Origin of the sequence: Paenibacillus cellulositrophicus (genome assembly GCF_009363095.1) — a bacterium.
GTDB lineage: Bacteria > Bacillota > Bacilli > Paenibacillales > Paenibacillaceae > Paenibacillus_AQ > Paenibacillus_AQ favisporus.
Genome location: NZ_CP045295.1, coordinates 703,085 through 729,681, shown reverse-complemented (window position 1 = coordinate 729,681; position 26,597 = coordinate 703,085). Strand labels below are relative to the sequence as shown.

General features: G+C 53.0%; 26 protein-coding genes. 22 read left to right on the top strand and 4 right to left on the bottom strand.

The window, feature by feature from the left end:
- Window positions 1–10: 10 nt before the first annotated feature.
- The 12 genes from GCU45_RS03230 (at window position 11) to GCU45_RS03175 (ending at window position 11,710) form a co-directional block, all read left to right on the top strand.
- A complete protein-coding gene (locus tag GCU45_RS03230) occupies window positions 11–1,297 on the top strand; it encodes an adenylosuccinate synthase (RefSeq protein ID WP_152398044.1) in 1,287 nt (428 codons plus the stop codon).
- A 258-nt stretch (window positions 1,298–1,555) separates the two neighbouring features.
- Entirely contained in the window at window positions 1,556–2,230 is a 675-nt protein-coding gene (locus GCU45_RS03225; protein WP_105442337.1) for an SOS response-associated peptidase, read from the top strand.
- Between the two features lie 283 nt (window positions 2,231–2,513).
- Window positions 2,514–3,167 (top strand): TetR/AcrR family transcriptional regulator, encoded by a 654-nt coding sequence (locus tag GCU45_RS03220; protein ID WP_152398043.1) that lies wholly within the window; start codon window positions 2,514–2,516, stop codon window positions 3,165–3,167.
- A gap of 70 nt (window positions 3,168–3,237) precedes the next feature.
- Window positions 3,238–3,765: a hypothetical protein gene (locus tag GCU45_RS03215; protein WP_152398042.1), complete on the top strand. Its 528-nt coding sequence runs from the start codon at window positions 3,238–3,240 to the stop codon at window positions 3,763–3,765.
- A gap of 1 nt (window position 3,766) precedes the next feature.
- On the top strand, window positions 3,767–4,183 hold the full coding sequence (locus GCU45_RS03210; protein WP_152398041.1) for an SRPBCC family protein: 417 nt from the start codon (window positions 3,767–3,769) through the stop codon (window positions 4,181–4,183).
- 181 nt (window positions 4,184–4,364) lie between these two features.
- Window positions 4,365–4,967 (top strand): nitroreductase family protein, encoded by a 603-nt coding sequence (locus tag GCU45_RS03205; protein ID WP_116229983.1) that lies wholly within the window; start codon window positions 4,365–4,367, stop codon window positions 4,965–4,967.
- Window positions 4,968–5,142: 175 nt separating this feature from the next.
- Entirely contained in the window at window positions 5,143–6,414 is a 1,272-nt protein-coding gene (locus GCU45_RS03200; RefSeq protein WP_167527074.1) for a WD40/YVTN/BNR-like repeat-containing protein, read from the top strand.
- A gap of 108 nt (window positions 6,415–6,522) precedes the next feature.
- Entirely contained in the window at window positions 6,523–6,954 is a 432-nt protein-coding gene (locus GCU45_RS03195; protein WP_152398039.1) for a DUF2500 domain-containing protein, read from the top strand.
- Window positions 6,955–7,129: 175 nt separating this feature from the next.
- Window positions 7,130–7,879, top strand: a complete 750-nt coding sequence (locus GCU45_RS03190; RefSeq protein WP_152398038.1) for an SDR family NAD(P)-dependent oxidoreductase — start codon at window positions 7,130–7,132, stop codon at window positions 7,877–7,879.
- Window positions 7,880–8,098: 219 nt separating this feature from the next.
- The gene (locus GCU45_RS03185) at window positions 8,099–9,889 is read left to right on the top strand and encodes a glycoside hydrolase family protein (RefSeq protein WP_152398037.1); all 1,791 of its coding nucleotides are present in this window, start codon (window positions 8,099–8,101) and stop codon (window positions 9,887–9,889) included.
- 89 nt (window positions 9,890–9,978) lie between these two features.
- On the top strand, window positions 9,979–11,082 hold the full coding sequence (locus tag GCU45_RS03180) for a hypothetical protein (protein ID WP_152398036.1): 1,104 nt from the start codon (window positions 9,979–9,981) through the stop codon (window positions 11,080–11,082).
- A gap of 163 nt (window positions 11,083–11,245) precedes the next feature.
- Window positions 11,246–11,710, top strand: coding sequence for an SRPBCC family protein (locus GCU45_RS03175; protein ID WP_208837099.1), 465 nt, complete (start codon window positions 11,246–11,248; stop codon window positions 11,708–11,710).
- A 142-nt stretch (window positions 11,711–11,852) separates the two neighbouring features.
- Here the strand turns inward: GCU45_RS03175 and GCU45_RS03170 are convergent, their stop codons facing one another.
- From GCU45_RS03170 to GCU45_RS03160, 3 genes are all read right to left on the bottom strand, one after another.
- The gene (locus GCU45_RS03170) at window positions 11,853–13,232 is read right to left on the bottom strand and encodes an ABC transporter substrate-binding protein (protein ID WP_152398035.1); all 1,380 of its coding nucleotides are present in this window, start codon (window positions 13,230–13,232) and stop codon (window positions 11,853–11,855) included.
- A gap of 145 nt (window positions 13,233–13,377) precedes the next feature.
- Entirely contained in the window at window positions 13,378–14,202 is an 825-nt protein-coding gene (locus GCU45_RS03165; RefSeq protein ID WP_152398034.1) for a carbohydrate ABC transporter permease, read from the bottom strand.
- A complete protein-coding gene (locus GCU45_RS03160; protein WP_425281284.1) occupies window positions 14,199–15,155 on the bottom strand; it encodes a carbohydrate ABC transporter permease in 957 nt (318 codons plus the stop codon). Before GCU45_RS03160 ends, GCU45_RS03165 begins: the two co-directional genes overlap by 4 nt.
- Window positions 15,156–15,384: 229 nt before the next feature.
- Here GCU45_RS03160 and GCU45_RS03155 point away from each other — a divergent pair, with 229 nt between their 5' ends.
- The 4 genes from GCU45_RS03155 (at window position 15,385) to GCU45_RS03140 (ending at window position 19,243) form a co-directional block, all read left to right on the top strand.
- Window positions 15,385–15,810, top strand: coding sequence for a cell wall hydrolase (locus tag GCU45_RS03155; RefSeq protein WP_076171610.1), 426 nt, complete (start codon window positions 15,385–15,387; stop codon window positions 15,808–15,810).
- Between the two features lie 66 nt (window positions 15,811–15,876).
- Entirely contained in the window at window positions 15,877–16,383 is a 507-nt protein-coding gene (gene gerQ / locus GCU45_RS03150; RefSeq protein ID WP_167527073.1) for a spore coat protein GerQ, read from the top strand.
- A 347-nt stretch (window positions 16,384–16,730) separates the two neighbouring features.
- Entirely contained in the window at window positions 16,731–18,038 is a 1,308-nt protein-coding gene (locus GCU45_RS03145; protein ID WP_076171613.1) for a hemolysin family protein, read from the top strand.
- A 287-nt stretch (window positions 18,039–18,325) separates the two neighbouring features.
- The gene (locus GCU45_RS03140; protein ID WP_244364413.1) at window positions 18,326–19,243 is read left to right on the top strand and encodes an ArsR/SmtB family transcription factor; all 918 of its coding nucleotides are present in this window, start codon (window positions 18,326–18,328) and stop codon (window positions 19,241–19,243) included.
- Between the two features lie 162 nt (window positions 19,244–19,405).
- On the opposite strand, the gene GCU45_RS03135 is transcribed toward GCU45_RS03140, so the two are convergent.
- Window positions 19,406–19,858, bottom strand: a complete 453-nt coding sequence (locus tag GCU45_RS03135) for an SRPBCC family protein (protein WP_167527072.1) — start codon at window positions 19,856–19,858, stop codon at window positions 19,406–19,408.
- Between the two features lie 288 nt (window positions 19,859–20,146).
- Between GCU45_RS03135 and GCU45_RS03130 the strand changes: the two genes are divergently transcribed.
- From GCU45_RS03130 to GCU45_RS03105, 6 genes are all read left to right on the top strand, one after another.
- On the top strand, window positions 20,147–21,901 hold the full coding sequence (locus GCU45_RS03130; protein WP_152402752.1) for an ABC transporter substrate-binding protein: 1,755 nt from the start codon (window positions 20,147–20,149) through the stop codon (window positions 21,899–21,901).
- Window positions 21,902–21,982: 81 nt separating this feature from the next.
- On the top strand, window positions 21,983–22,939 hold the full coding sequence (locus tag GCU45_RS03125; RefSeq protein ID WP_076171622.1) for an ABC transporter permease: 957 nt from the start codon (window positions 21,983–21,985) through the stop codon (window positions 22,937–22,939).
- A 15-nt stretch (window positions 22,940–22,954) separates the two neighbouring features.
- Window positions 22,955–23,884 carry an oligopeptide ABC transporter permease gene (opp4C, locus tag GCU45_RS03120; protein ID WP_152398031.1) on the top strand — a complete coding sequence of 310 codons (930 nt, stop codon included), beginning with the start codon at window positions 22,955–22,957 and terminating at the stop codon, window positions 23,882–23,884.
- Window positions 23,885–23,898: 14 nt separating this feature from the next.
- Complete coding sequence (locus GCU45_RS03115) at window positions 23,899–24,882, top strand: ABC transporter ATP-binding protein (RefSeq protein WP_076171628.1); 984 nt, start codon at window positions 23,899–23,901, stop codon at window positions 24,880–24,882.
- Window positions 24,875–25,840, top strand: a complete 966-nt coding sequence (locus tag GCU45_RS03110; protein ID WP_076171631.1) for an ABC transporter ATP-binding protein — start codon at window positions 24,875–24,877, stop codon at window positions 25,838–25,840. Before GCU45_RS03115 ends, GCU45_RS03110 begins: the two co-directional genes overlap by 8 nt.
- 169 nt (window positions 25,841–26,009) lie before the next feature.
- The gene (locus GCU45_RS03105; protein WP_152398030.1) at window positions 26,010–26,534 is read left to right on the top strand and encodes a hypothetical protein; all 525 of its coding nucleotides are present in this window, start codon (window positions 26,010–26,012) and stop codon (window positions 26,532–26,534) included.
- Window positions 26,535–26,597: the final 63 nt, after the last annotated feature.

Below are 26,597 nucleotides of genomic sequence, written 5' to 3'. Positions count from 1 at the left end.
GGCCAAACCATTGACCGTAACAGCGATTGTTGGAGCCAACTGGGGCGATGAAGGAAAGGGCAAGATGACGGACGTGCTGGCAGCCAAATCATCTTACGTCGTGAGATATCAGGGCGGAAGCAATGCCGGGCACACGATTATTAACGAATACGGGAAGTTCGGACTCCATATGCTGCCTTCCGGCGTATTTTATCCGCATGTGACAAACGTGATTGGAACGGGAACGGCGCTGGACGTAAACGTGTTGGTGAGCGAACGGGAAGCTTTGCTGGCAAGAGGCGTCCCCGAACCGAAATTGGCCATATCGGATCGGGCGCAGGTCGTCCTGCCGATTCACCGGCTGCTGGATGAGCTGGAAGAGGAACGCTTGGGGGCACGGAGCTTTGGATCGACGAAGCAGGGGATTGCTCCGTTTTACGCCGATAAATACGCCAAGCTCGGCGTGCAGGTGGCCGATCTGTACGATGAAGAAAGACTTCGGCGCCGGCTGCAACAGATGCTGGAAGCCAAAAATGTTCTGCTGACACATCTTTATGGTCATCAGCCTCTAACTCCGGAGGATCTCATGCCGGCATTACTGGAGCAGGGCGAGAAGATTCGTCCGTTCGTGTGCGATACGGCCCAAATGCTGAATGAGGCCTACCGCAAAGGGGAAGGCATTTTGCTGGAAGGGCAGCTGGGAGCGCTGCGGGACCCGGATCACGGCATTTACCCGTTCTCCACGTCCTCCTCAACGTTAGCGGGATTCGCGCCGGTTGGTGCCGGCCTTCCGCCGTATGCCATATCCAAAGTGGTGGCGGTGGTCAAAGCTTATTCGAGCTGCGTCGGTGCCGGCCCGTTCGTGACCGAGCTGGCAGGCGAAGAAGCCGAGGAGCTGCGCCGGCGCGGTGGCGATGCGGGCGAATACGGCGTATTAACCGGACGTCCGAGACGAGTGGGCTGGTTCGATGCGGTGGCAACCCGCTACGGCTGCATGATTCAGGGAGCCACCGAGATCGCGTTAACGAACCTGGACGTGCTCGGGTACCTGGACCAAATCCCTGTATGCATCGGATATCAGCTGGCTGACGGGACGGTGACCGACCAGTTTCCAGTGAGCGCGAAGCTGGATGAGGCCAAGCCGGTTCTGCAGCATCACAAGGGTTGGAACTGTGACATTTCCGGCATTCGTTCCTTTGATGAGCTGCCTGAGGCGGCGAAGCGATATATCGAGATCATCGAAGTGACCGCAAGGGTGAAAGTGAAATACGTATCCGTGGGGCCTAAACGGGACCAGCTGATCATACGTAATCTATAGAGTTCGGGCGATCTGCCGATCGAGCTGCTTCAGCCCGAAACCTTCGGGCGGCCGGGAAGCAGCTGCTTTATAAGAAAGACGAGGAAGAAAATAATCACGCGAGAAACTGACCTAGACTCCGGCAGTGTTTTCCGAGTAACCAAGCGTCAAAACGGTTCCCTCCGCGCTGGGGGCCGTTTTTTTGTTGTGAAGCGGCAGGCACATGAATAATTTCCCTCCAATGGCAAACAATACGGGATAAAGGGAGGCTGATGCTTCATGTGTCAACGTTTTTCCATGGCCGCCGAGCTGCCGGAGGTTCAGGAGCATTTTCAAATCGAACGGGTGATGTATTACTATAAAAATCGCTACAACATCAGTCCGACGCAGCATATGCCGGTGGTGCTCCAGCAGGACGGGGCGCGGATTCTGGATGAATTCCGCTGGGGCTTTATCCCTTATTGGGGAAAAGACGCGATCAATGCGGACCTTCGGAATGTGCACCAGAACCCCAGTTACCGGAAAATGGTGGACAAGCAGCGCTGCGTGATCCCCTGCAACGGATTTTATTATTGGAAGAGGGAAGGCAAGAAGTCTTATCCCGTCCGTGTAGTGATGAAAAACCGCAGCATGTTCGGGGTGGCCGGATTGTATGAAATTTGGCGGGATACGCGTGGAGAGCCGCTGCGCACCTGCACTTTGGTCATGACGGATGCCAATCCGCTGATCGGTGAATTCGACGCCCGGATGCCGGCGATTCTGTCTCCCGGGGACATGGAACGCTGGCTGGATGAAAGTACGATGGATCTGGACGCGCTGGATCCGATTCTGCGCACGCATTCGGCGGAAGAGATGCATGCATACGCGGTCACGCCGCTTATCGACAACGACACGCACGACACGGAGGAATGCATTCAGGAAATGAACCTGGAGCGGGCCTGGGTAAAACGATAAAATTAAAGCAGTTGATCACTGTTTGCGAAAAAGCCTTGCGGCTGAGCAGCGGAAAGGGATCTAACGCCTTTTCGAGCTGAATCAGCCCTAAGGCTTTTTGTGTTTGCGGCCGATGGCCGGTAAATTGACAACCCGGTATGCTTCTCCTATAATTTCGACTAGTATCTATATAGAATGAACTAAAGAAATGAATGTTATAGGCATATTTTGCCGTTATCATAGGATGTTCAAATGCAAATACTTTAGTTCAATCTATCTAAGTCAACGAAAAGGTGGACGTATCATGTCTCCGCGCACCAAAGAACAAAATGAGGAAATCCGCAGGCAGCGGCAGCAGGAAATATTGAAGGCAGCCATGCGCGTGTATGTTGAGAAGGGGTATGCGGCTTCGGAAGTCAGCGACATTGCGGATCGGGCCGGGCTCGCCCACGGACTTGTATTCTATTATTTTAAAAATAAGAAAAACCTGTTCAGAGCGCTGTATGAGCACATGATGGAGGAATCCCGGCGCTATACCGATGCATTTTTTGCACAGGATCTTCCCGTGCTGGAGCTGCTCGAAACCTATGCGCGAATCGTTTGCGAACGGGTTCTGGAAAATCCGGTGATGTCCCGTTTTTACATGCGGATCAGTCACGATATCCATTTCCTCTATACCCCGGACGAGATTTCACCGTTTGATTGGGTGAAGGGATTTATGCTCCCGATGACCCGCACAATTGACAGAGGCATCGCGGAAGGCGAGATCCGGAAGGGTGACGCGCACTTGATGGCGATGCAGTTTTGGGGTTCGGTGAGCCAGGGGATGGCTTATTTGGATCAATCCAAGCAGGAAATGGAAGCTCAAGGACTGCCGGATGCTGAGGTCAAAATAAAGCTGAACGTGATACTCAATCAAATTGTAGATTCATCGGTTTCCTTGATCAAAGGAGGCTGATGTTTTTTTTGATTTTAATATTGACTTATAAATCAGTCAAAAATAAAATGAAGGCAAGGAGAGTGATATTTTGAAATTAGTGGAAATGAAGAAGCAGGCATTTGATGCGTTAACCGATGCAGAGCTTGTTTTGGCTTGTACCGACCCGGCAGTCAGTGCGTTGCAGGGAAAAGAGGGTGTCGATAAGGCAAGTATGATTCGTTCGCTTCATCCGGATCAGCAGCAGGTGTTCATGATCAGGCTGTTGTACCCAGCATGTCATTCGGAATCGGACTTCCAAGCCTGGATCCGGTATTTGCTTGATACACCTGGATATTGGCAGGGCGTACAAGGCGGATTGCATTTTTTTGGCGAAACCGAACTCATTCGGATGTTGGACGAAGCCAAGGAAGCGATCGAAGGACATGTCCCCCTTTCGCGCACGAATGCCGCGATCCCTCATCCAGAAATCTCTCCTTTATATGAACAATTCAAATCTGCATTCGACGACACCATACAGCGGATCAGCCGATACATCCGGATTCATCCGGGTTCATTCGTACAATTCGGTTCATCGAATGTTCAGTCGGCCCAACTATGGAATGGAGGCGGATGCTGAGATGGCAACGATTTATAAAGAAATTTGGATCGAAGCATCTCCGGAACTCGTTTGGGACGTCGTCCGTGACGTCGGCGCCGTGCACAAGCGGTTCGTGCCGGATTACACGGCCGAGACGCATTTTGACGGGGTGAATCGGTTGATCCATTTCAGCAACGGCAATATTGTAAAAGAGCTAATCGTCACCCGGGATGATGAGCGGAGAAGAATGGCTTATGCGGTGGTGGAAACGAAAATGTCGCTGCAGCATCACCATGCTTCGTTTCAGGTGTTTGAGGACAGCGGGGGCCGGTGCCGCCTCGTGTGGATTACGGATTTTTTGCCCGACCAGCTGGCAGCGGAAATTCAGATCCGGGTTGACCGGGGTGCAGAGGTTATGAAGCGTACCATTGAAACCGAAGCACGGAACAACGTGTAACTAACAGGCAGGTCAATTCGTGATATCCGCGGATGGGCCTGACTTTTTGATACGAACAATCCCAGGGGGTCCGCATATTAAAAAAGCTGGCTGGGAAAGTTAACCGGTAACGGCCAAAGTTCATTTTCCTTGGTCCAGGCACATTGTCGCCAGATATATAACATGGAGGTAAGAAAGAGCGATGCCCAAGGATTTTATCGAAGCACTGAAAAGAAGACGTTCCATCTATACCATCAGCAAACAGAACGTGACCACCGATGAGCGTATTCAGGAAATCGTGGAGGACGCGGTCAAGCATGCGCCTTCCTCGTTCAACTCCCAAACCTCCCGCGCGGTCGTTCTGCTCGGGTCCAATCATGACCGCTTGTGGGATATTACGGAAGATATTTTGCGCGAGGTCGTCAACAATCCGGAGGCGTTCAAATCGACCGAGCAAAAGATCGGTTCGTTCCGCAGCGGCTACGGCACCGTTTTATTCTATGAAGACATGGACGTCGTCCGCAAATTTCAGGACCAATTCGCCGCTTATAGCGAAAACTTCCCGATATGGTCCAATCAAACCTCGGGGATGGTGCAGCTGATCGTATGGACGGCGCTTGAGCTTGAAGGCTTCGGCGCTTCGCTTCAGCATTACAACCCGCTGATCGACGAGCGCGTCCGCGGTGAATGGAACCTTCCCGAATCCTGGAAGCTGATCGCCCAAATGCCTTTCGGCAAACCGACGGCGCCGGCAGGGGACAAGGAGTTCCAGCCGATCGAAGAACGCGTGAAAGTGGTTCGCTGATCCATTGCGATCATACCTGTAAACAATACCCGGTGTCCTTCATGAGGATGCCGGGTATTTTTGTGTACCATTGCATACCAGTCGTATCCGACTGGCGTGAGCACCTCTTTATGTTATAATATTTATTTTAGAAGATGACTTGAGTGTAAGGGTCCTCAGCGAAGGAGGAATGAGAATGAAACGGTGGAAACAATGGACGGGCATGGGTCTCCTGTTCTGTTTATTGCTCTCTGCCTGCACATCAGAGAAGGAAGAACCCGCGTCTGTACCTGTCCCGAATCCTGAGCCTGCGGAGCTGGGACAAACGCTGACCGTGGTGCCGACAGAATCAGCCAAGGCCGCTGCGGAAGATCCATCCCAATACCAAATACAGACCCGCTTGACGGATTTCCAGCTTCTAAGCGGGACGACGGGCATCGCGTGGGGACTGACGAGAAATGAACTGCGGATGTACCTCACGGAAGACAACGGAAAAACGTGGGTCAACATTTCGCCGGCTTCCAATGTACAATTTCCCGACAATTTAAAATATGGAAGAGACCTGTATTTCAAGGACCGGATGAACGGCTGGGTGGTCCGCAGCGCTTCCGGCACGTCGGAGACGATCGTGCTGCATACGTCGGACGGAGGCGGTTCCTGGAAAGTGGCCTCCATCCCGGACAAGAACAAGGTGACCTCGATCTTTTTCGATTCCAATCATGTCGGCTGGATTATGCTGACCGCGGAATCATCGACAGGCAAACAGGATAAAACGCTGTATAAAACCGAAGACGGCGGAGCCAAATGGAAAATGGTGATGCATAATTATATCAGCAGCAATCAGACGTCGACGCAGGGCGCTATTCCGCCGCTCGGCTATGCGATGGGCATGACTTTTACCAACCCGTCAAAAGGCTTTGCGATGATTCAGGAGCTTGGGGTGCCAAAGCTGTACCGTACACAGGATGGGGGCGGCGAGTGGAGTGAAGGACCGGCGTTTTTTAACCGGGACAAGCTGGCGTCCTGCAGCGGATTTATTCCGTCAAGCCCGGAATTTTTCGATACGTCCAATACGGAAGGCTGGATTCCCGTCGGCTGCCAGGTCGGCGATTCAGCTAAATACAACGGCTTTTTCACGACGGACCAAGGCCAGACCTGGACTTTCACCCCTTTTAACCTGGGTTGGAATAAGGGCGTAAACCAGTCGCTCCGGCCTTCATTTATTAATTCTACACAAGGCTGGGCTCTGGTCGGCAATCTAATGTATCACACCGAAGATCAAGGGAAGACGTGGATGCCGCTGCCCGCAAGCCGCGTGCTGACCAGTATATTAAAGGAATATCCCGAGGTCGGTAAGCTGCAGTTCAGCTCCCAGCGAGTCGGCTGGATGCTCGTTATGAAAAATGACGAAATGCGATCGCGGCTCCTTCAGACGATTGATGGGGGAATTACATGGAAAGTGCTCTGATCCCGTAAGATTGGCATCAAGTTCTTCGAATGGACGCATATACTGTTAATGACCATGCTATGTGTGTCACTGTGAAGCTTGAAGCTGGTGGATGGAAGGGGGAAGAGCATGGGAGATACGTCTTTCTGGATGTTCGATTTCTTCGGAAAGGTCATGCCGATCTTTTTTGTCGTTGTTATCGGAATTATTCTACTGTCTGCCGGAAAAGGAATTCTGCAGTGGGGGCGCAACAACAAGCAGCCCGTGCTCACCGTGGATTCCCGGATTGTCAGCAAACGCAGTCAGGTCAGCCATCATCAGCATCAAGATACCAATGACCATCTATCCAGCTATACGAAAACGACCTATTACCTTACTTTCGAAGTGGAGAGCGGCGACCGGATGGAATTTACGGTCAGCGGCGAGCAGTACGGTTTATGCGCCGAGGGCGACGCCGGCCGTCTTACCTTCCAGGGTACGAGATACCTGGGATTTCAGCGCTACATGCGCGTATCCGGTGAAGAAGGCACCCCGGGCGCTTTTCGGAGGATGAACCCATAGTTTCGGAACACGAATCCAAAGCATTGAAATGGATGCGTCTTCGGCAGATCGCTCTGCCGGAGGCGCTTTTTTTTCTGATTTGCGCGGGCGGCTTGCAGTACGGACGTTTCTTGATTCCCCGGCTGCGTTAAGGTTAAATAGAGACATCGAGATTAGATCTAAAGGAGGAATGGTCATGTCATTTGGAGGAAAAGTCGTCGTGGTGACCGGGGCGGCGCAGGGAATCGGAGAAGGGGTTGCCCGGGCTTTTGCCCGGCATGGCGCGCTGGTCGTCCTGGGTGATCAACATGAGGAGAAAGGTGCGGCAGCTGCCGCCTCCATCCGCCAGGATGGGGGACAAGCCGTGTTCTGCCCGTGCGACGTGCGAAGCGAAGCGGATATCAAGCGGCTGATGCAGACGGCGCTGGACGAATACGGGAGACTCGACGTCGTGATCAACAATGCCGGCGTGTCACGCTGGAAGTCGCCGTACGATCTGACGGTGGACGAATGGGACGACGTGCTGAACACCAATGTCCGCAGCTGTTTTCTGGCGACCAGGGAAGCGGCCCGGATCATGAAGGAGAAGGGGATTCATGGATCCGTTGTGAACATGGCGTCGACCCGTTCACTCATGTCGGAGCCGAATTCCGAGGCGTATGCCGCCTCCAAAGGTGCGATCGTGGCCTTGACCCATGCGATGGCCGTCTCCCTTGGGCCGGACGGGGTCCGTGTCAACTGCATCAGCCCGGGATGGATCGAAACGGGTGACTACTCCGGCCTGCGGGAGGAGGACCACAGTCAGCATCCGTCGGGACGAGTAGGTAAACCGGATGATATCGCCCGTGCCTGCCTATATTTGGCAGATCCGGACAATTCATTTGTAACCGGGACCCACCTCGTAGTCGATGGGGGCATGACCCGCAAAATGATATATGAACCGTAACTTTTCGACTAATCAAAAGGTACTAATCCTTTCCAATTTTTCTCTATAGCCTTGTAAAAGGAAAAAATTAACTGGAGAATTTAGTTCCTTCTATGCAGTCGGGAAACCTGCTGCCCGAGGTGAGCCCAGCCTAATAAGGACTTGGGCTCATCTCTTTTTTCGACATCAATGCTATAATTACTCCGTTCTACTAGAGATCTATAGGAATGGAGGGAAATTATGATTGTCAAAAGTTCTCGAATCCTGCTGACCGCGCTGATGTGCCTTTCGGCTTGGCTGCTGATGGGGTTTTCGTCCCCTTCCGAACCAGTTAAAGCCACATGGGTATGGCAGACGGAGCTGATCGAGGATGGCGGGAAGAACCTGCTTGACTTTGCTCAAAACCAAGGAATCAACTTGATTTACTTACAGATTAATCGGGACATGCCGGCAAGCGAATACGAAGCTTTCATAAAAAATGCTCATGCTGACAACATTGCCGTGCATGCGCTCGGTGGAGACCCGGGTTGGGCTCAGACCAAGCACCGTGACCGGCTTGTGGGTTTGGTGGATTGGGTAAACGATTACAACAACGCTGAAGCATCTGAAGCCCAATTCGACGGCATCCATTTGGACATCGAACCTTATGTTCTTCCAGAATGGGGCACGGACCCGGAAGGCGTCATCGGGACATGGATCAATAATATACAAGCGTTCCTGGATGCAGCGCACGCATCCGGCTCCAAGCTGGACCTCGGGATCGATCTCCCGTTCTGGTTTGACGGGTATACCGTCCCGGGCCAGGGCGACGAGAAGCTGAACGAATGGTTTATGAAGTCGTTTGACCATGTTACCGTTCTGGCTTACCGCAATACGGTCGATTCGGAACACGGCATCGTGGAACTGGCCAGGGACGAGATGGAATCCGCCCAGCGGCTCGGAACCAAAGTCCTCGTGGCTGTTAATACGAAGCAAATGCCCGGTGAGGAACATACGTCCTTCTACGGAAGCGGCAAAAGCGAAATGGATCAATCGCTTGCATCGCTGTCGAGCGCGCTGGAATCCTATACCTCGTATGGTGGCATCGCGATTCACGACTTCCGCAACTGGGAGAACATGCCGGACGGCGGAGAGCCGGGAGGCACCAAACCGGATCCCGCACCTAATCCAGATCCGGAACCTGAGACACCTTCAGACGGCCAAGTGCCGGACCCGGATCCGGTTGACAGGGATAAGCAGGTGCGCGGCACCTACGTATGGGAAGCCAATCAGGTCATGGAACATGGCCAGGAAATTATCGAATTTGCCAAGGAGAAGAAGCTGAACTGGCTGTTCGTCCGCCTGGACCTTCAGCAGCCAGTCGAAGCGTATCGTTCGTTTGTGAAGGAAGCCTCGGCGGCTGGCATCGAAGTTCACGCCATGGGCGGTCACCCGATTTGGGCACTGACGGAGAGCCGGCCGAAGATGATGAAACTGGTGAATTATGTGAAGAAATATAACCAGGAGGTGGCAGGGGACGAGCGTTTCCACGGTATCCATCTGGATATCGAGCCGTACGTGCTGCCGGAATGGAGAAAGGATCCGGACCACCTCCTTGAGGAATGGACAGGGAATTTGAGCGCTTTTGTCCAGGAAATTAAAAAGGATTCGAATCTGCAGGCCAGCATGGATTTGGCCGTTTGGCTGGACAAATACAAGGTCCCCGGCACGGATGAATCCATCAGCAAGTGGATGATCGACAAGATGGATTTTGTATCCCTGATGGCATTCCGCGATACGGCGGGAGGAACGAACGGGATTGCAGCCGTCTCCAAGGAAGAGATCGCCTTTGCCAATGAGCTTGGCAAGCCGATTCTCATCTCTGTCGAAATGAAGGACAGCGGGGAAGGGAACCATATTACTTTTGCCGAGGAAGGATCCGCCTACATGGAGGAAGAACTCGCGAAGCTGCCTGGGCTGCTGGCCGACTCGCCGTCCTATACCGGAAACGTTGTTCACGCTTACGACTACTGGAGAACCGCGAAGCCTTAACCTGTTTTCCCTAGGCATTCACACAGATCTGCCGCCATGCATAACATAGGATGTAAACATTTTCGGACGACAAAGGAGTGTTGACCCGTATGGCGGATCAAGTGAAGCATTATTTTGCGAGGGGAAATACGGCGAACGGTTTATATACGCTGTTTGATTCGGTGCTGAGCGGCTTGGATACGGTCTTCGTACTGCAGGGCCGGGCAGGGACGGCGGTCTCGGCATTTCTCTCGGAGCTTGCGGAAGCATGGAGCCAAAAGGGCTGGAGCCTTCACTATATTCATCATCCGTTGAACCGAGACTGGCTGGAAGGCCTCATCCTGAAGGATATCGGCATTGGGGTTGTCGACGGCAACGCCTGGAGCGCCGATCCGGTTCTCGAAGGAACCGAAATCCGCATGATCGATCTGGAGGATGCGATTTCCACGGAACTTCTGAACGAGCATGCCGGCGAAATAGAAGAAGCCGAACGGCAAACGAGCGCGCTTTACAGCGAAGCCTACGATACGTTTCAAAAAACGCTGCGGATCCATGATGAATGGGAAGCCTTCTACATCCAGAATCTGGACCGGGCCGTCATGGACCGGCTTGCCGAAGAGTGGGCGGAAGAACATCTTGTTCCGATCCGGCCAAGACGTGCCCATGCCGTTCACCGCTTCCTTGGCGCGGCTACCTGTGAAGGGGCCGTCGATTACGTTCTGAATTTAACGGATGGCCTCGAGAAGCGCGTCTTCGTCAAAGGCCGCCCGGGTTCAGGCAAATCGACGCTGTTTAAACGCCTTGCTAAAGCGGCGGAGGAGCGAGGGGTCGACACGGAAATTTATCATTGCGGCTTTGATCCGAACAGCCTGGACATGATTATTTTCCCGCAGCAGAGCCTGGCGATCTTTGACAGCACGGCGCCCCATGAGCATTTTCCGAGCCGTGAGGGCGACGAAATTCTCGATGTTTACGAACTGGCGATTACGGCGGGAACCGACGAACAGTATGAGGATCAGATCGCCGAAATTCGCGGCCGCTACTCCCGCTCGATGAAGGAAGCGATCGCCCTGCTGGCCACAATCAGAGAAGTTCAGGAGCCCGTTCTGCGAATTTATGACCAGGCGGTCGACCGGGAGGCCATCCGCCGTTTGGCCGAAGGAATCTCGGCCGAAGTGGATGCCTTGACGAACTCGTCGGTCGTTGGCGATTAATTACGGTTATCCGCGTCTTTGCATCATAGGAAAGCCCCGGTTTCCAAATCTTTGGGAACGGGGCTTTTTGGTGCATGGCTATCCCGCAGCGGCTTTACTTGACTTGCCTATGTCTGCTGTCTATGATGATACAAGCTCCGAAATCCATGAGAAGAGGGAGGAAATGAACCGAATGGACACGCGCTCCTTTGTTTATGTCACCTATATTGCTGCGACGCCCGAAAACCTTTGGCAAGCGCTGACTGATGGTAACCTGACCGAGAAATACTTTTTCGGAACACGGGTGGAATCCGAGTGGACAGTCGGATCTTCCGTGAACTATCTGCGAGGCGGCGAGGTAACCGATTATGGTGAGGTGCTGGCGTGTGATGCGCCCAGACAGCTGTCTTTTACTTGGACCTATAAAGGGGACAACACGCCGCGGAACAGCCCGGGCGTTGTCAACTTCGAGCTGCAGCCCATGGGTTCGGTCGTGAAGCTGATCCTCAGGCACGAGAACTTGCTGGACAGCGACTTTGTTGATGAGGAACGAACCTTTGAAGGGTATAACAACGGCTGGCCGGCGATTCTCAGCAATCTCAAAACCTTTTTGGAAACAGGCAAGACGATGCCGCCGATCTCCCTATAACGGCTTGCGGACACGAATTCCTTCAAAAGACAAAACGAAAGCCGGAGTTCTCGAGAAGAGAACTTCCGGCTTTTCCTGTTTGATGAAGCTAAAAATGCTGCCTGTGCACCCAAATGAATTCAGCTAAAGCTATTAGTTGACCTTAATGGCCAACCGTTTTGTTATATTCCTCGATCTTGCTCGTAATTACTTTGGCGGCATCATCCAATGCCTGCTTGGACGTTTTTTTGTTGTTAAGCACTTCCTCGATCGCCGTTTCCGTCAGCTGGCGCGCTTCGGGGAACACACCCATCACCGCGCCTTGGGTAGCGAGGCTTGGTTCGGTTTGGTGCAGCTGATCTACGGCCGTCTGGAACTGCGGGTACTGCTTCATGTTGTCTTTCACGTTCTGTTCGTCATAAGCTTTGGTCGTGATCGGGAAGTAGCCGGTATTGATGTGCCATTCCGCTTGAGATTTTGGCTCGGCCAGAAATTTGATGAACTCCCAGGCTGCTTTTTGTTCGGCTTCCGGCCGATTGTTCAGGATCCAGTTGCTCGCCCCGCCGACAATGACTCCGCCTTTCGTTGCGACGTCCGGCTTCGGCAGGAAGGCGGTGCCGACTTCAAACTTATCACCAGCAGCCTTAACGATGCTGCGCAGCGAAGCCGTGGAATCGAGCGTCATGGCGATTTGGCCGGCGGCAAAGGCTTTGGAAGTATCATCCGTCTTGCGACCGAGGTTCAAGAGCGACTTGTCGTCCACCATTTGTTTCCACCAATCGAGCGTCTTGACGGCCGCGTCACTGTTCAGCTGCGAGGCGGTGGCCATACTCGTTCTGCCGTTGCCGTTGTTCAGGAGCTCTGCGCCCTGATTGGCCAGCAGCTGCTCCATAAACCAGCCGTAGATCGCGAAGGAACCACCGGCCTGTCCCTGCTTGGTCAGCTTCTTTGCCGCTTCCGCTACTTCGGCGTACGTGGCCGGCGGCTTCTCAGGGTCCAGACCGGCTGCTTTGAACGCGTCTTTGTTGTAGTACAAAATCGGGTTGGACGTGTTAAACGGCATGGAGTACAGCTTGTCGTCAAATTTGTAATAGTTCAAAATGTTCGGTTCGAGGCTGGAAATGTCAAATTGGTCCGCATCAATGAACTGCTGTACGGGTGTAATCGCCTTGGTATCGATCATGAAGCGGCTTCCGATCTCGTACACCTGAATCAGGGAAGGACCGCTGTCCGAACCGAGCGAAGCTTTGAGCTTGTTTAGGCTCTCGTCGTACGTCCCCTGGTATTCCGCCTGAACGACGATATCTTTATGAGAAGCGTTAAATTCATCCACCAGCTGCTGTGCCGCTTTTCCCACATCTCCGCTCATGGAATGCCACCAGACCACTTTTACAGGACTGCTGCCGCCGGATGCGGAAGCCTCGGCATTTGCCGTATCTTCCCCGGATGCTTGGCCGCCGCTGGATGTTCCGCATGCCGCCGTAATCAGCATCATGCAGGACAGCAGCATCATGGCGAGTGATTTCTTGCCAAATGGTTTCATCTTCAACAATCTCTCCCTTTTTGAAATCGTTAATTGATATCGGAAATTATAAGCCGGCCTGATCACTAACCAACTTATAACAACGATCCGGTTCATTGAGTGTAAATGGATTGAATGTGCATCGATAGACGTTTGGCTAATGTTATTAGCCTTTGAGCGCACCTGCGGTAATTCCCCGCACCAACGGCTTCAGACCGATGATCAGGAGCAGGAGGGACGGCAGCAGAAGCACCACGATGCCGGCCATGACGACGTTCCAGGCGGTGACCTCCTCAAACTGCAGCATGCCGATGCCGATCTGTACGGTCCGCATGCTTTCCTTGTTTGTAATGAGCAGAGGCCACAAATAATTGCTCCAATTCGTCAGAAAGGAATAGACGGCAAGGGTCGCCAGGGCCGGCGCCGACAAAGGCAGCACCAACCGGGAAAAGATGCGGAGATGGCCACAGCCGTCCATCTTTGCCGCCTCGAACAGTTCTTTCGGCAGCTGCAAGAAGTACTGTCTGAGCAGGAACGTGCCGAACGCCGAAGCGATAAAGGGAACGATCAAGCCTTGATACGTATCGACCCAATGCCAGCTGCGTACGGTCAAATAATTGGGAATCATCGTGACTTCCCACGGAATCATCATCGTCGACAGAAACAGGGAGAACAGCAGCGCCTTGCCGGGAAAGCGCAAGAACGCGAAGGCATACGCCGCCAGGCTGGCCGTCATCAGCTGGCCGAGCATGATGGCCGTGGCGACGACGAAGCTGTTGCCGATAAACCGGGCCACCGGAATGGTCTGGAACACCTGAACGAAGTTGGCGAAATGCAGTCCCGACGGAAGCAGCCTTGGCGGGTACGCCGCCGATTCTGCGCTGCTCATGAAGGCCGACGACAGCGTGTACAGCAGCGGAAACAAAATCGCAAGAGACGCCAGGATCAGAAGAAGGTACAGCAGCGGCTGCTGGATTCTGCTAAGGGTCATTGGTAATGCACCTTCTTTTCGCCGAATTTAAACTGTAGGATCGTCAGCGTCGTGATCAAGACGAACAGGATCAGCGCCTGCGCACTGCCGCTGCCGAAGCGATAGTTGATGAATGCATCCTGATAAATGTTATACACAAGGACGTCGGTGCTGTTCATCGGGCCGCCTTTGGTCAAAATGTTGATTTGGGCAAAAGATTGGAACGCGCTGATGATCGACACGACCCCAACGAAGAAAAGGGATGGGGAGATCAGCGGCAGCGAGATCCGGAAGAACGTTCGCACCGATCCGGAGCCGTCGATCTTGGCGCTTTCGTACAGGTCGTCCGGAACGCCCTGCAGGCCGCTCAGCAGCACGATGTAGTTAAAGCCGAGGTTCAGCCAGACGGTCATCATCGCGATCGAAGGCAGGGCCCACTTCGGATCGGTCAGCCATTGGATCGCCGGGATACCGAGAAAGCTGAGCCCGTAGTTCAGAATGCTGAGGGTCGGGTGGTACAGAATCATCCAGATGACAGAGCCTGTTCCGACCGAGACGGCCATCGGCAGAGAAAAGATGAAACGGAAGATCTTCATGCCTCTAAGCTTCTGGTGGGACAAGGCGGCAAGCAGCAGGGCGGCGGCCGCACCGGTCGGCACGGTGAACAGGATGTATTTTACGGTTACCCACAGGCTGTTACAGAACTGGTCCGAGCTCAATATGGCCTTGAAATTGTCGGTTCCGACGAATTCGGCAATCCGGCCCTGCGGATCCGTCAAAAACAAGCTCAGGTAGACGGATTTACCAAGGGGGTAAAATAGGAAGATGCCGAAAACGATAAGAGAAGGAGCCAGGAAGCAATAGGCCAGGAGCCGTTCTTTCCAGCGGGAAACGCGCAGCGATTTCAGCGGGATGGCCCCGGCACGGGCGCGGGATCGGGGAGGATTGGGTAGCGTCATGTTTTTTTCCATCAGCCTGGTTCGACCTCACTTTATAAGGATGTGGACTTTCCTTACCCAGTATAGAGAGGCGTTGTTAACGGGAAATCAGACGAATGTAAAGCTTTCCTACGGAACGGACAACTTTGTCAAATGCTTGTAAATGAGCCGCAGGAAAGGACAAGAAGCGCAATTTTTCTGGTCACCAACTGGGCGGATGCACATACACTGTAGAGGAAAACATCGAAGCAAGGAGGATGGACCTTTGGCTGTCATCAAAACCAATTCGGAGCAAACCAGGCTGCTGGCACGGCTTATGAGAGCGGAAGCGGAATCTGAGGGAGACCTGGGCATGCTGATGGTAGGCAATGTCGGGGTGAACCGGGTGCTCGGCAACTGCCTGGATTTCAACAATATCCGCAGCATTCGGGATATGGTGTTTCAAAGTCCCGGCGGGTTTGAGTCCACGCAAAAAGGGTACTTCTATCAAAGAGCGAGAGACGCCGACATCAGGCTCGCAAGGCGATCGATTAACGGTGAAAGAACCTGGCCGGCATCCAATGCGCTGTGGTTCTTCCGTCCGACGGGAGAATGCCCGCCGACCTGGTTCAACCAGCAACAAACCGGACGTTTTAAATCCCACTGCTTCTTCAGCCCAACCGCAGCGGATTGCCCACGAGTCTATGGATAGACCTTCAAGCAGCATATGGGACATGGTTTTCCAATTTGCCATATATAAAGGAGGATGCAAAACACAATGATACCGCAACCGTTCCGACCTGTTACGTATTCTGGAGGAGGTTATCCCGGGGTCTCCGGCATGGGTCCGATGGGCCAGCACGTAATGATGGGTCCAATGGGGCAGCAGGGGATGATGGGTCATCAGGGGATGATGGGACAGCCCGGAACTACGGGAACCGTTCCTCCGCCAGTGACCAGCGGCAGCCCGATCACACAGACCGGCGCTGTCATCCAGGCACCGCCTTCCCAGCAGTTTGAGCAGTCGTACGTTGAGAACATACTTCGCCTGAATCTGGGCAAAACGGGCACCTTTTACATGACATACGAAAACAACTCGCAGTGGAATGCAAAAATATTCACCGGCGTCATCGAGGCGGCAGGCCGTGACCACATCATTATCAGCGAACGTTCGACAGGCAAACGGATTATTTTGCTGACGATCAACCTGGACTACATCACATTTGACGAGCCGCTGACCTATCAATATCCGGGTGTTATCGGCAACCCGCCGACAACCCGTTAAACCGCATTTCGCCCATAAAACCCATAGCAAATGACGAAAAAGCCGTCCCTGGTGTCTGAATTGACAAGGGACGGCTCTTTTAGCCTGGCAACCGCTCGATTGCTTGAAATATCAGGCCGTCCCTGAATGATGCAGTCATACCTTGCCGTTTGACTGTGTAGTGTATAATTATATAATTAAGTATAGTGTATAAATTAAGCTAAAGATTTCGTTTATTTGAAGGGAGATGAATCCATTGGGAAGTTGACGGCCTATTCGCAGCAGTGGATAACGATGGTTCGCCATTTTAACTTACGAAGGAGGTGTACCTATTTGCCGGTCAAGGATGACGGTGAATAGGAAGCAGATTGGGAGACCCCTTACCGAGTTTGATATGGGTTTTTATACTCGTATTATTGAACGGTTTTTTTGTATCGGTTGAATTTGCCATGGTCAAGGTCCGGAGCAGCCGGGTAGAGACCTTGGTGGAAGAAGGACGACGAGGCGCGGTGTATGCCCGCAAGATCGTCAACAATTTGGATGCGTATTTGTCCGCATGCCAGCTGGGCATTACGCTCGCTTCGCTGGGGCTTGGATGGCTCGGCGAACCGGCGGTCGCGACGCTTCTCAGACCTTTGCTTCATTCGCTAGGGTTTGGGGAAGCAGCTGTACACGGCATTGCGGTCGTCATTGCATTCCTGCTCATTACGATTCTCCATATTGTGCTTGGAGAACTTGCGCCGAAGACGATGGCCATCCGCAAGGCGGAATCGGTCGTGCTCATGTCGTCGGCCATCATGATCTATTTCAACAAATTGATGTACCCGTTCATTTGGGTATTGAACGGATTGGCAGGCAGCCTGCTGCGGGTGTTCCGTGTCGCCCCGGCTTCCGAGTCGGACTCGGCGCATACGGAGGAAGAAATCCGCATTCTGATGAAAGAAAGCAACAAAAACGGACTCATTGACAATACGGAAATGGCACTGGTTGATAACATATTCGAATTTGCGGAAACGACCGGACGGGAAATTATGATTCCCCGAACGGAGATGATTTGTCTGAATACTCAGCTGTCCCGGGAGGAGAATCTCGAGATCGCTTATGAAGGCATGCGGACCCGGTACCCTGTCTGTGACGGGGATAAGGACCATATCATCGGCTTCCTGCACATTAAAGACTTATTACATTCCACAACGCTTGAATACAATACTTTGATACGTCCGATCCTGACTGTGCCCGAATCCATCCAGATCAGCGCATTGCTGAAACTGATGCAGCGGGGCAAAACCCAGATCGCCATCCTGATTGACGAATATGGAGGCACATCCGGGCTGGTTACCCTGGAAGACATTATGGAAGAGATCGTCGGTGAAATTCAGGACGAATTCGACGAGGAACGTCCGGGAATCGAGAAAATCCGTGACGACGAATATTCGATTGACGGATTGATGCTGATTGAAGAAATTAACGAACGCTTTGGTCTGGAGCTGGATACATCCGATTACGATACGATCGGCGGCTGGCTGTACTCACGCATCGAGGCGATTCCTCCGCAGAGAGGACTGTCGGCAGAACTGGACGGCCACATTTTCATAGTGGAAGAAACGGATAATAAGCGCATTTCAAGGATTAAGCTCCTGAAGCCAGAGGTCATGGTCGAGGAAGCGGGCGCGTAGAGTTGTAACATATAGGGAGAAGTTCACGGGAGCAGTCCGCGGATTGGCGGGTGCTTTCTAAAGGGCACAGTGCTGCGGCGCTGTGCTCTTTATATTCAAAGCTTGGATCTTCAATTTTTCTTAGTAAATCGATAAGAAATCCTTATATTGAGTTCCATTATGTGCTGAAAAGGCAGCATTTCGGTCGAATGCCGTTTGGACTATCGCACGGTGATTCGTTAAAGGAGTGGAACATCACGTAGCATTCACGTTATAATGATTACTAATTTGAGAGGGGGAACCGAGGATTGGATTACCGCATTGACATAAAATTCGAGCCCGTACATGAATTTATGAACAGCCTTCATACCTATATTTGCCGGGCGTCCTACAAAAAGATCGATCTGTCCCCTTCGTGGGCAACGGCCACCAAGAAAAAGCTCAAGCCGGAATTTGCCGCCATGCTGGACGAGATGCTCGTGAATGGCGACTGGTGGAGCTTTGCTTACCTGCTGGGCCTCCTCGTTCCGGAGGGCAGGGGCGTCGAGGGATTCCTGGACTGGATGGAGAACCTGACGATTCAGGACCTGGTCCAGCTGTTTACGGCGAACGGCAATGAGTTTCCGGACGAGGATCTGGAGGTTTTCCTGGCCCGGACGCGGTCGATGTTTGAGCAGTGGTATGAGCAGTACTTCCGGAACGTGGATCCGGCCATTCTGCAGGCGCTGGAGCGGGAGAAAGAGGAGCGGCTGCAGCAGCTGACGGACGCGGACCGGGCGGATTTTGTCGACGAGACGACCAACGGCATGCTGTTCAAACCGGTGGACAGCGCGGACGAGCTGGTGCTCATTCCGCAGTATCATTTTCAACCGGTCAACATGGTGACCCATTATGGACGGAAAATTTACTGCCATTATAATTCCCGCATTTATTTGGGAGACGATGATTATATTCCGACCCATGACCTGCGGATGATCCGCAGTCTCGGCGAGAAAAGCAGGCTTAAAATTTTGCGCTTTCTGCATGGAGGACCGCGGACGTTTACGGAAATCGTCAGTCATGTCCAGCTGTCCAAAGGCATTACCCATGACCACATCTCGAAGCTGCGCACCGCCGGGTTGATCTACGCCCATTTTGAAGGGGAGAACCTGACCGAATACAGCCTGAGAAAACGCGCCATCCATCAGATGCAGGAGCAGCTGCTCGGGTACATAGAAGAAGGATAACGCTTCGATACCAATTGGAACAGCAGAGCATGAGGGACCGGACCATATTACTTGAAGGGGTCATTCGGGAGCAGATCGTATAGACTGATGCGAGCAGATATCATTATAAAAAATAGCCTGGCCGTAGATGTTACGGAACCAGGCTTTTTGTACGTTGACCATTTACGGCCGGCTAAGTATATGATCTTTGGACTCTATCGCCGCTTTGAGCTCGTCCAGCAGCTGAAGCCACGTACGGACATGCCACTGCCTTGCAGCCATGCCTTGCGGCGTATTTTTCCATCCGATATGCATCACGCTGAGGCGGGTAAGGTCCTCCAGCTGTTTGAAATTGACCTGCACCATAGTTAAATCCCTGTCCAGATTCATCGTCTCCGCAAAAATTTCAGGTCCTTTCCACTCAAACTGCAGCACCCGCGGTTTCTCGTATTTGAGCAGTTTGCATCCGGTCGGTGTCTGATCATTGAGGTCAGGGTACAACTCGTATCTGCCGCCTTCCCATGGTTCAATCCGTGCTGCAGGAGCCAGCCACGCCTTGACGCGGTCTTCTTCCGTCCAAGCCCTCCATACCAGATCCAGCTCTTTTTCAATGAATATTTCGTGTTTAATGGTCACTGTAATGAAGTCTCCTTTGGCCAGTCGTCAATGAATCTATGATTTACCTTATCCTAGCATATTTTTACGGCCGAAGTCATGCCGAAACGGGAACAAACTAGGTACATCTCCTCTACGTTGAAACGGGCTGTTTCCCTTACAGAAAACGCATATGACAAACTTTCAGAAAAAAACTTTTAGTTCTCTATTTACAGAACTCGAAATGGTTTCTATAATAACGATATCATCTACAAATATAAATCATACTTAATTCATCGGAATGGTGAGTAAAAACGGGAGGTTATGATGATGAAAAAAGGAGTGTACTTGCTAACTTCGCTGTTGATCGTCGGATCAATGCTGGTTACGGCATGCTCGAACAATAGTAATGACGGGGGTTCATCCAGCGGAACGGCTCAAACAGAGCAGGGTACAAAAGATACAGCGGCTTCGTCCGATGCCGGAGGAACCTCTGCACTGACCGAGCCTTATACGGCAGCCGACTTGTCCAAACTGCCCGATGTGGCCAAGCAGCGTACGGACACGATTATCGTGGCGCTGACCGACCCAAGCGGCGCGTTCACACCTTATTTTACCCAGAGCGGTTATGACGGCAACGTCAACTCCCTGCTGTTCGGTTCGCTGGTGACGGTGGACGATAAGGGATTGCCGGTTCCGGACCTTGCAGAGAAATGGGACATTTCCGAAGATCAGAAGACGATTACATATCATCTGCGGAAGGATCTGAAATTCAGCGACGGTTCGCCAATGACGGCTGACGATGTTGCGTTTACATGGACGATCCTGTTCGACCCGTCCTATGACGGCGATTCGATCATCCCGAGCACGATCGCGATCCAGGGAGCGCAGGATTACAAGTCTGGCAAGGCGAAGAGCATTTCCGGCATCAAGGTGGTCGATCCGCAGACGATTTCCGTCACGCTGGATAAGCCGAACGCAACGGCGCTTGTGACGCTCGGCTCGAACATTTTGTCCAAGGCATACTACGGCAAGGATTATAAGTTCGGCAACCTGAGCTACATCAAAAACCTGCATCAAACGCCGGTCGGCAACGGCCCATACAAGCTGGAGAAATTCATTCCAGGCCAGGAAGTCCGTTTTGTCGCCAATGAGAACTACTATAAAGGCAAGCCGAAAACAGAGCACTTCATTTATAAAACGTCCGAAGGCGATGCTTGGCAGTATCTGGAGACCGGAGAAATTGACTACACTTCGTTCCCAGCCACAACCGAAAATATCGAGAAGCTGAAGTCCCTCGGCTTCACCAATATTTTGCCTTACACGGCCAGCAACTACGGTTACCTGCAGGTCAACCTGGAACACGAAGCGCTGAAGGATAAAAAGGTACGCCAAGCGATCGCTTACGGCCTCGACCGTCAAAGCATCTACGTGGACGCGAACGAAGGTGCCGGTGCCGTAGCCAACATTCCGGCTCCGCCGATCTCCTGGGCTTATACCGAAGACGGCATTAACCCGTACAAATTTGATTCGGAAAAAGCCAAGCAGCTGCTGGACGAAGCCGGCTGGAAAGTAGGCGCAGGCGGCATCCGCGAGAAAGACGGCAAGAAGCTGACGATCCACTACCTGGGCTCGAAGAGCAAGCAGACGGATATCTTTATTCCGGTGGCTAAAGAGAACTTCCAGGCGATCGGCGTCGACTTCCAGCCGGAAGTGTTCGCTGACTTCAACTCCCTCGTGTCCAAAGTAGAGAGCGGGGATTACGATCTCGTATCCTTCTCGACTCCGCTGCTGCAGGATCCGTCGGACGGCGTCATGCAGTTTATCGACGGCGAGATCAAAGCCTACGACAATCCGAAGGTGAAAGAGCTCTATGACAAAGCGCTCGCGACTTCCGACATCGAAGAGCGCAAGGCCGTCTACAAAGAGCTGTTCCAGCTGCTGAACGACGAGCTGCCGGTCATCTTCACGAACTACAAGAAGACGGTGTACGGTTACAACGGCCGCATCGAGAACCTGAAAGTCAGCCCGTTCGTCGGACTTGCCAACAGCTTGCCTGACTGGTCGCTGAAGCCGGTACAATAATCAGAAGGACCCACAATGGAGTCCCCCGACCGCGAAGCAGCCGCTTCTGCGGCGGGGGACCATGTAATTAGGAGGCGAATGATGGGCACTTATTTGACGAAGCGTATCATTTACATGATCGTCATCCTGTTTGCGGCATCCTTTTTGATCTTCAGCCTCTACGCGCTGACTCCGGGGGATTTCATCAGCAGCAACATTAAGCTGAGCCCGGAACGTAAAGCGGAGTTAAGGGAGATTTACGGACTGAGCAAGCCGCTGCTGGAACGGTATGGCATATGGATGAACAACGTATTTCACGGAGATTTCGGTTTCTCGTTGGCGCAGCAGCAGCCGGTGCTGAAGCTGTTTAACCAGTATATTTGGAACTCTTTCCTGCTGGCGGTCGTATCCACGTTTTTGACCTGGGTCATCGCCGTGATCATCGGGGTCGTTTCCGCTTATAAGCAGTATTCGTGGTTCGACACGATCGTTATGGTGGCCATTTTTGCCGCCATGTCGATCCCTTCCTTCTTCATCGGCCTGTTCCTGATCAAGATTCTGGCCGTCGACCTGAAATGGCTTCCGCCGGGCGGGATGTTAACGACGGGAAGCAACGCGACCGGCTGGGCTTATATTAAGGAAGTCATCCATCATATGACGCTGCCTGTGATCGTCATGACGCTGCTTGGCGTCGGCTCACTGACGCGCTATTTCCGCAGCAATATGATCGACGTCATCAAGCAGGATTATATCCGCACAGCCCGGGCGAAAGGGCTGAAGGAAGACAAAGTGCTGTTCAGACACGCTCTGCGAAATGCGCTTTTGCCGGCCATTACCCTGGTTGGCTTTGAACTGCCGGCCCTGTTCGGCGGATCGATTATTATCGAAAAAATCTTTAACTGGCCGGGAATCGGCCAGCTGTACATGCAGTCCTTCAGCCTGCGGGACTATCCGCTGCTCATGGGCTTCACGATGCTGCTGGCCATTCTGACGGTTATCGGCACGCTGCTGTCGGATGTGCTCTATCACATCGCCGATCCGCGCGTGCGGCTGCATTAGGGAGGGGAGACGCTTATGGCCATTAACAGTACACCAATGACCGATGCCGTTCCGGCTGCAACAACGACGCCGAAGTCTTCCTCCTTATTTAAACAGTCGATGCGGAGACTACTGCATAACAAGCTGGCGATTTTTGGACTTGTCGTCGTGGTCATCATGTTTATCGCTTGTTTCCTGGGGCCCGTATTTTCGCCTTATGCCGATAACAAGATTCATATGAACGTGATGAACAAAGCGCCAAGCATGAAGCACTGGCTCGGTACCGATGCCCTGGGGCGTGACGTGCTTACGCGGGTGCTTCAGGCCGGCCGCATTTCCTTGACGGTAGGTCTGGCTTCCATGTTCCTGTCCGTGTTTATCGGTGCGCTGCTCGGCGCGATCGCCGGCTACTACCGGGGGATTGTGGACCAAATCATTATGCGGATCGCCGATTTGCTTCTGACCATTCCGGGACTGCCGCTGCTGTTTATTTTCGGCGCGCTGCTGTCGGAATGGAAGGTGCCGACGAATTACCGCATGTATATCGTCATGCTGATGCTCGGTCTCGTCAACTGGCCGGGGCTTGCCCGGATGGTCCGGGGGCAGATGCTCAGCCTCCGCGAACGCGAATTCATGCAGGCCGCCGTGGTGCTCGGTCTGCGTGACCGCCGCAAGCTGTTCAACCACCTGCTGCCGAATATCGTTCCGCTCCTGATCGTCATTGCGACGCTCAATATTGGCGGATCGATCCTCAGCGAGTCGGTGCTGAGCTTCTTCGGCCTCGGCGTCATGCCACCGACACCGACTTGGGGAAATATGATCGACGCGGCGAACAATTTGATCGATTTTCAGGAGCACCCATGGCTGTGGATTCCTCCAGGATTCTCTATTTTTATTACGGTAATTGCCATTAACATATTTGGAGACGGACTCCGGGATGTGCTGGATCCCAAACAGAAGAGGTAGGTGAACAGCGTTCTATGAAAGATCTCATTAAAATCGACCATCTGCGCACGCATTTCTTCAGCGACAAAAACGTGATCAAAGCCGTAAATGACGTCAGCCTGCGCGTCCGGGAAGGCGAAACGGTATGCGTCGTCGGCGAGTCGGGCTGCGGTAAAAGCGTTACCGCCATGTCCATCATGGGTCTGATTGAGGAACCGGGAGGTAAAGTGGTTGGCGGAAGCATTGAGTTTGACGGCCGGGACCTGCTGAAGCTCAGCAAAAACGAGCTGCGTACGATCCGCGGGAATGACATCTCCATGATCTTTCAGGAGCCGATGTCTTCGCTGAACCCGGTTCTGAAAATTGGGCAGCAGATTATGGAGCCGCTTATGGTGCACCAGAAGCTGAGCAAGAAGGAGGCCCGCGCCCGTGCGATCGAACTGATCGAGCAGGTGGGGATCTCGCGGGCGGAGCAAATCGCCGATTCCTATCCGCATGAATTGAGCGGCGGTATGCTGCAGCGGATCATGATCGCGATTGCGATCTCCTGCGGTCCGAAGCTGCTGATCGCCGATGAGCCGACGACGGCGCTGGACGTTACGATCCAGGCTCAAATTCTGGATATGCTGCGCGAATTTAAAAAGAAGTCGAACATGTCGATGATGCTGATCACCCATGATCTGGGCGTCGTGGCCGAAATGGCGGATTACGTCGTTGTCATGTACGCCGGCAAAGTCGTGGAAGAAGGCGAAGTGGTGAAGCTGTTCGAGTCGCCGAAGCATCCGTATACGCAGGGGCTGCTCAAGTCCAAGCCGATCATTAATCAGCGGCAGGATGAGCTGTATTCGATCCCGGGGCAGGTGCCGAATCCGCTGGATCTGACCGAATCGTGCTATTTCCATGATCGCTGCGCGCACTGCATGGACATTTGCAGAACGAAACAGCCGGCGCTTAAAGAAGTTGCGGATCAGCAAAAAGCCGCTTGCTGGCTGTATGAGGAGGCGGTTGTTCATGTCTGATGCATTGCTTGAAATCAGCCATTTGAAAAAATATTTTCCGATCCAGAAAGGTCTGCTGAACCGCACCGTCGGTCACGTGAAGGCCGTTGACGATATCAGCATCACGATCCGGCCGGGCGAAACGTTCGGGCTGGTCGGCGAGTCCGGCAGCGGCAAAAGCACGGTTGGCCGCACGGCCATCCGCCTGATCGAGAAGACGTCAGGGGAGGTCAAGTTCAAGGGTATCAATATTTACGATCTCCCTCCCGAGGAACTGCGCAAGCTTCGGCCGAGCATGCAGCTGATCTTCCAGGATCCGTACAGTTCCCTGAACCCGCGGATCCGCGTCGGAGACGCCATCGGCGAAGCGCTGCTGGATCACGGCCTGGTGCCCAAAGCAGAGATTCGCGACCGGGTGCTGGAAGTGCTCCAATCCTGCGGATTGTCCTCTTATCATATCGACCGGTTCCCGCATGAATTTTCGGGCGGTCAGCGGCAGCGGATCGGAATAGCCCGGGCGCTGGTGCTCAATCCGGATCTCATTATTGCCGATGAGCCCGTCTCGGCGCTGGATGTATCCATCCAGGCGCAGATCATCAATCTGTTCCGCAAGTTGCAGGAAACGCGTGGGCTTGCGTACTTGTTCATTTCCCACGACCTCAGCGTCGTGGAGCATTTATGCACGCGGATCGGCGTCATGTACCTGGGCTCCATGGTCGAAACGGCCACCCGGGATGAGCTGTTTAAAAATCCGCTGCATCCGTATACGAAGGCGCTGCTGTCAGCCGTGCCGGTTCCGATCCCGAAGCTGAAGCGGGAGCGAATCGTGCTCAAGGGCGACATTCCGAGCCCTTCCAATCCGCCTTCGGGCTGCAAGTTCCATACGCGCTGCCCGTTTGCGGTGGCCCGCTGTAAAGAAGAAGTGCCGGAGTTCCGCGATGCGGGCGGCGGTCACTTCGTGGCCTGTCACCTGGTGTAACTGCCCCTTGTTAGGGGAAGGGAAACCCCCGTTTCGATCGAAACGGGGGTTTTTTAGTGCTTTTAATGAAAATGTGAGAAAAAGCAAAGAAAATGATGAAAAAATGATGAAACCTCTGAAAGGAGGCCGCCGTTAATAGTAGTGAAATTCAATATTTCCTAAAGGAAAGGTGAGAGTCATGACGAAGAAATGGATCAACCACAAACTGCCAGCCATTATTGCCGCCACTACCGTACTCAGTATGCTTCTCGCGACCGGGGCGGGTGCCGAACCAGCCGGATCCGATGATGCGGACATTTCCGCAGCCGCCGTAAAAGAACCGGGAGCCTTAACCACTCCTCCGCCTCCTGAACACTTCATCACGAGCTTCGCGTCTTTCACATACTTGAACAACTGCTATGCATCAGCCTCGCTCGTCAATAGCACAACCGTGGCTTTAAAGGCAAGCACTTACGCCAAACAGAGCGTTGACAAGATTGGTGTCGACCTAACCCTGCAGCGCTGGACTGGATCTGCATGGGTCGATATGGAAACGAGACGGTTCCTGGACACTGGAAACAGCACTATATCCGGGGATTACAACGGTACGGTGATCACGGGATATTATTACCGCGCCAAAGCCTACCATACCGTATATCAAGGATCTGCTTTCGAACAGACCACCACGTATTCCCCACAAGTGTTGGCCAAATAGGATAACAAATAAAAGTGACCGCCTGCGGGCGGTCACTTTCTGGTCACGTTGAATAGGGATATG

What these genes read in the sequence shown, in the direction of transcription:
- GCU45_RS03225 (WP_105442337.1), top strand. Translation starts at nt 1,556, where the DNA reads ATGTGTCAACGTTTTTCCATGGCCGCCGAGCTGCCGGAGGTTCAGGAG.
- GCU45_RS03220 (WP_152398043.1), top strand. Translation starts at nt 2,514, where the DNA reads ATGTCTCCGCGCACCAAAGAACAAAATGAGGAAATCCGCAGGCAGCGG.
- GCU45_RS03210 (WP_152398041.1), top strand. Translation starts at nt 3,767, where the DNA reads ATGGCAACGATTTATAAAGAAATTTGGATCGAAGCATCTCCGGAACTC.
- GCU45_RS03205 (WP_116229983.1), top strand. Translation starts at nt 4,365, where the DNA reads ATGCCCAAGGATTTTATCGAAGCACTGAAAAGAAGACGTTCCATCTAT.
- GCU45_RS03200 (WP_167527074.1), top strand. Translation starts at nt 5,143, where the DNA reads ATGAAACGGTGGAAACAATGGACGGGCATGGGTCTCCTGTTCTGTTTA.
- GCU45_RS03195 (WP_152398039.1), top strand. Translation starts at nt 6,523, where the DNA reads ATGGGAGATACGTCTTTCTGGATGTTCGATTTCTTCGGAAAGGTCATG.
- GCU45_RS03190 (WP_152398038.1), top strand. Translation starts at nt 7,130, where the DNA reads ATGTCATTTGGAGGAAAAGTCGTCGTGGTGACCGGGGCGGCGCAGGGA.
- GCU45_RS03185 (WP_152398037.1), top strand. Translation starts at nt 8,099, where the DNA reads ATGATTGTCAAAAGTTCTCGAATCCTGCTGACCGCGCTGATGTGCCTT.
- GCU45_RS03180 (WP_152398036.1), top strand. Translation starts at nt 9,979, where the DNA reads ATGGCGGATCAAGTGAAGCATTATTTTGCGAGGGGAAATACGGCGAAC.
- GCU45_RS03175 (WP_208837099.1), top strand. Translation starts at nt 11,246, where the DNA reads ATGAACCGAATGGACACGCGCTCCTTTGTTTATGTCACCTATATTGCT.
- GCU45_RS03170 (WP_152398035.1), bottom strand. Translation starts at nt 13,232, where the DNA reads ATGAAACCATTTGGCAAGAAATCACTCGCCATGATGCTGCTGTCCTGC.
- GCU45_RS03165 (WP_152398034.1), bottom strand. Translation starts at nt 14,202, where the DNA reads ATGACCCTTAGCAGAATCCAGCAGCCGCTGCTGTACCTTCTTCTGATC.
- gerQ (WP_167527073.1), top strand. Translation starts at nt 15,877, where the DNA reads ATGATACCGCAACCGTTCCGACCTGTTACGTATTCTGGAGGAGGTTAT.
- GCU45_RS03130 (WP_152402752.1), top strand. Translation starts at nt 20,147, where the DNA reads ATGAAAAAAGGAGTGTACTTGCTAACTTCGCTGTTGATCGTCGGATCA.
- GCU45_RS03125 (WP_076171622.1), top strand. Translation starts at nt 21,983, where the DNA reads ATGGGCACTTATTTGACGAAGCGTATCATTTACATGATCGTCATCCTG.
- opp4C (WP_152398031.1), top strand. Translation starts at nt 22,955, where the DNA reads ATGGCCATTAACAGTACACCAATGACCGATGCCGTTCCGGCTGCAACA.
- GCU45_RS03115 (WP_076171628.1), top strand. Translation starts at nt 23,899, where the DNA reads ATGAAAGATCTCATTAAAATCGACCATCTGCGCACGCATTTCTTCAGC.
- GCU45_RS03110 (WP_076171631.1), top strand. Translation starts at nt 24,875, where the DNA reads ATGTCTGATGCATTGCTTGAAATCAGCCATTTGAAAAAATATTTTCCG.